The organism is Bradyrhizobium sp., assembly GCF_049798375.1.
Taxonomy (GTDB): Bacteria; Pseudomonadota; Alphaproteobacteria; order Rhizobiales; family Xanthobacteraceae; genus Bradyrhizobium.
Genome location: NZ_JBARGP010000397.1, coordinates 1 through 3,956, shown reverse-complemented (window position 1 = coordinate 3,956; position 3,956 = coordinate 1). Strand labels below are relative to the sequence as shown.

Annotated in this window: 3 protein-coding genes and 3 pseudogenes; 4 read left to right on the top strand and 2 right to left on the bottom strand. The window is 64.0% G+C overall.

The genetic code is table 11. The features are described from left to right. Window positions 1-101, top strand: a pseudogene (locus WA702_RS17005) (oxidoreductase); the annotation flags it as partial. 145 nt (window positions 102-246) lie between these two features. Here WA702_RS17005 and WA702_RS17000 read toward each other — a convergent pair. Continuing rightward, window positions 247-531, bottom strand: a pseudogene (locus WA702_RS17000) (GIY-YIG nuclease family protein). Window positions 532-620: 89 nt separating this feature from the next. Beyond that, window positions 621-1,835, bottom strand: a complete 1,215-nt coding sequence (locus WA702_RS16995; RefSeq protein WP_425111699.1) for a DNA recombination protein RmuC — start codon at window positions 1,833-1,835, stop codon at window positions 621-623. A 191-nt stretch (window positions 1,836-2,026) separates the two neighbouring features. Between WA702_RS16995 and def the strand changes: the two genes are divergently transcribed. The 3 genes and pseudogenes from def to WA702_RS16980 form a co-directional block, all read left to right on the top strand. Then, window positions 2,027-2,554 (top strand): peptide deformylase, encoded by a 528-nt coding sequence (gene def / locus WA702_RS16990; RefSeq protein WP_425111698.1) that lies wholly within the window; start codon window positions 2,027-2,029, stop codon window positions 2,552-2,554. Window positions 2,555-2,674: 120 nt separating this feature from the next. After that, window positions 2,675-3,607 (top strand): methionyl-tRNA formyltransferase, encoded by a 933-nt coding sequence (gene fmt / locus WA702_RS16985; protein WP_425111697.1) that lies wholly within the window; start codon window positions 2,675-2,677, stop codon window positions 3,605-3,607. Between the two features lie 119 nt (window positions 3,608-3,726). Continuing rightward, window positions 3,727-3,956: pseudogene (locus WA702_RS16980) on the top strand (tRNA pseudouridine(38-40) synthase TruA); the annotation flags it as partial.

Here is a 3,956-nt window from a genome sequence, read left to right as displayed (position 1 = left end):
ATCCCGACGCCATTGCCGCGAGCTATTGGAGCGTGCTGCAGCAGCCGCGCAGCGCCTGGAGCTGGGAGATGGAAGTGCGGCCCTGGGTGGAGACGTTCTGAGCGGCCCATTTCGATGTCATCGCCCGGCCTCGACCGGGCGATCCAGTATTCCAGAGATGGCGGTACTTGAATCGATAAGTCGCGGCGTACTGGATGGCCCGCCTGCGCGGGCATGACGCCGAGGTAGATTTTAGCTGCCAGCGATCTACGGATAAAGATCATCCCAGTTCGGATTCTTCTCCTCGATCAACCTGATCTTCCACGCCCGATTCCACTTCTTCAGCCGTTTCTCGCGCCGTATCGCATTCTAGGGATCATCGAACTGCTCGAAGTACACGAGCCGCGCCACGTCAAATTTCTCCGTGAAGCTTTCGATTAATTTCGATTTGTGTTCCGCTACTCTGCGGATCAGATCATTGGTTACGCCAATGTAAAGCGTGCCGCCGATGCGGCTGGCGAGAATATAGACGTAGAAGCTGCGTGCGCTCATCCACGGCCTCTGGGATACTGGATTGTCCGCCTTCGCAGACGATGACAGGGTAATTGGCGAGATAGTCAGCTTCTATCGCTACAGGTCCCTCACTCACCCGCCTGTATCCGTCCCGTCAGCGGGAATAAATTGGGCGTCGCGCCCGGCGCCGCGACGATGCGTGGCGCTTCGGCCTGCGAATCCTGCTTGCCGAAATCGAGCTCCTCGATGCGGCCCGCGCGCTTCTCAATCTTGTCGGCGGAAATAAGAATCAGCCTGACATCCTCGTTGACATCGCCGAAGTGCTTCTGCAGCTTCAGCACGCGCTCGCGCAGGCGGCCGAGGTCGTCGCCGAGATTGATCACCTCGTTCCGGATCTGGTCGGCGGCGTCGCGGATGCGGGCGTCCTTCATGATCTGCTGCATCACCTGGATCGCCAGCATCAGCAGCGACGGCGACACCAGCACCACGCGGGCGCGGTAGGCCTTCTGGATTACATCGTCGAAGCCGTCGTGAATCTCGGCATAAACCGATTCCGACGGCACGAACATCAGCGCCGTATCCTGGGTCTCGCCGGCAAGCAGATATTTCTCCGCGATGTCGTTGACGTGCTTGAGCACGTCGGTGCGCAGTCGCTGCGCGGCCTGGCGCTTCTCCTCGTCCGAGCGCGCATCGTGCAGCGCGGTCATCGCCTCCAGCGGGAACTTGGCGTCGATGCACAGCGGCCGCGCATCGGGCAGGAATACTACGCAGTCCGGCCGCTTGCCGGTCGAGAGCGTGTGCTGGAATTCGTAGGAGCCCTTCGGCAGCCCGTCCTGGACGATCGCCTCCATCCGCGCCTGGCCGAAGGCGCCGCGCGACTGCTTGTTGGCGAGCACGTCGCGCAGGGTCGTGACCTGCGTCGTCAGGTCGGTGAGATTCTTGTGCGCATTGTCGATGATGCCGAGCCGCTCATGCAGCGCATGCAGCGACTGCATGGTGTGGCGCGTGCTACTCTCCATCGACTGGCCGACCCGCTGCGTCACCGTGTCCAGTCGCTCATTGACGCTGCGCGACAGCTCCGCCTGGCGCCCTGCCAGTGCCTGGGCCATCGCATCCATTCGGCCGGAGGCCTGGTGCTGCACCCGCATCATCTCGCCGAGCCGCTGTTCCAGCTCTGCGGCGCGCGCCGCCTGCGTCGTCGCGTGTTCGGCGCCGCGCCGGCCCGCGCGTGTCATCGCGACCGCGATGGCCAGCAAGAGCAGCAGCACCAGCACGCCGAAGCCGATCAGGACATCGACGGTGCGGATCGGCAGGCCGCCGATCATGAAGACGATCTGGTTCACGGACTGATTCGCGGGGCTCATGCCCCCATCTCTAGCCGATTCGGGAAGCGCCGCGAACGAAGAGAGAACATTTATGGTTAACAGGAGGTAAGGATTTATGGTTAACGATGGCTTGAGATTCATGGTTAGCGATGTCTTAACGGCGTGAACCGCAGATTGACCACATCTGCTTCCACGCTTAAATCGCCGGCATGGCCCTCAAAGATATCATCATCCTGCCGGACACGCAGTTGCGGCTTGTGTCCAAGCCGGTCGAGACGGTGACGCCGGAGGTCCGGCAGCTCGTCGACGACATGTTCCAGACCATGTACGACGCGCCCGGCATCGGGCTCGCGGCGATCCAGGTCGCGCAGCCGCTGCGGCTGATCACCATGGATCTCGCCAAGCGCGACGAGAACGGCGACACCAATCCGCAGCCGCGCGTCTTCATCAATCCGGAGATCATCGCCAAGTCGGACGAGCTGTCGGTCTATGAGGAGGGCTGTCTCTCGATTCCAGAATATTACGAGGAGGTCGAGCGGCCGGCCAAGGTGCGCGTGCGCTTCCTGGATATCAACGGCAAGGTGCATGAGGAGGAGGCCGAGGGCCTCTATGCCACCTGCATCCAGCACGAGATCGACCATCTCAACGGCGTGCTGTTCATCGACTATCTGTCGAAGCTGAAGCGCGACCGCGTCATGAAGAAGTTTTCCAAGGCCGCCAAGCGCGCGGCTGAATAGCCACACCGTCATTCCGGGGCGATGCGCCAGCATCGAGCCCGGAATCTCGAGATTCCCCGATGCGCAATTGCGCATCTGCGGTCTGATCCCTCGGATCATCCCGGAATGACGAGGAGCCTGATGCCGCTTCGCCTGATCTTCATGGGCACGCCCGATTTCGCGGTGCCGACATTGTCCGCGCTGGCCGACCACGGCCATGAGATCGCGGCGGTCTATACCCGTGCGCCGAAGCCCGGTGGCCGCGGTATGAAGCTGCAGCCGACGCCGGTCGAGCAGGAGGCGCGGCGGCGCGGCTTTCCGGTGCTGACGCCGAAGACGTTGCGGACCGACGAGGCGCTGGCCGAGTTCCGCGCGCACGATGCCGATGCCGCCGTCGTCGTCGCCTATGGCATGATCCTGCCGCAGGCCATTCTCGATGCGCCAAAACTCGGCTGCTACAATCTCCATGCCTCGCTGCTGCCGCGCTGGCGCGGTGCCGCGCCGATCAACCGTGCCATCATGGCCGGCGATGCCGAGAGCGGCGTCATGGTCATGAAGATGGACGTCGGGCTCGACACCGGCGACGTCGCGATGGCCGAGCGGCTTCCGATCACGGATGCGATGACCGCGGCCGATTTGCACGACGGGTTGTCGCCGCTAGGCGCCGACCTGATGGTGCGCGCCATGGCAGCGCTGGAGGGCGGTGGCCTCGTTTTGCACAAGCAGGCCGAGGACGGCGTCACCTACGCGGCCAAGATCGAGAAGGCCGAGGCGCGGATCGACTGGACCAAACCAGCGCATGCCGTGCTGCGCCACATCCATGGCCTGTCGCCATTTCCCGGCGCCTGGAGCGAGGTGGACGTCGACGGCGAAGCTGTGCGGGTGAAGATCCTGCGCTGTGCTCTGGCTGACGGCGCGGGCGCCGCGGGCGCGGTGCTCGACGATCGGCTCTCCATTGCCTGCGGCGAGGGTGCGATCCGTATCATCGAACTCCAGCGCGCCGGCAAGGCGCCGATGCTGGCCGCGGACTTCTTGCGCGGCACGCCGTTGAAGCCGGGCGCCGCATTTTCTTGAGGGCTGTCATACCCTGCGCAGGCGGGGTATCCAGTACGCCATGGCCGTCGCGGCCGAGCCCAGAGGCCGCGGAGTACTGGATCGTCCGCCTTCGCGGACGATGACGTTCTTGGATTGAAATGCCCCGCTACAAGCTCATCATCGAATATGACGGCGCCCCGTTCTTCGGCTGGCAGTTGCAGCCGAGCCTGCCGTCGGTGCAGGGCGCGCTGCAGGCCGCGGTGCAGGCGACATGCGGGGTGCCGACCCGGGTGCACGGCTCCGGTCGCACCGACGCCGGCGTCCATGCCATTGGCCAGGTCGCGCATTGCGATATCGAGAAGCCGTTCCGGCCCGACCGCCTGCGCGA

Coding starts and splice junctions, on each gene's coding strand:
- def (WP_425111698.1), top strand. CDS start 2,027: ATGGCCCTCAAAGATATCATCATCCTGCCGGACACGCAGTTGCGGCTT.
- fmt (WP_425111697.1), top strand. CDS start 2,675: ATGCCGCTTCGCCTGATCTTCATGGGCACGCCCGATTTCGCGGTGCCG.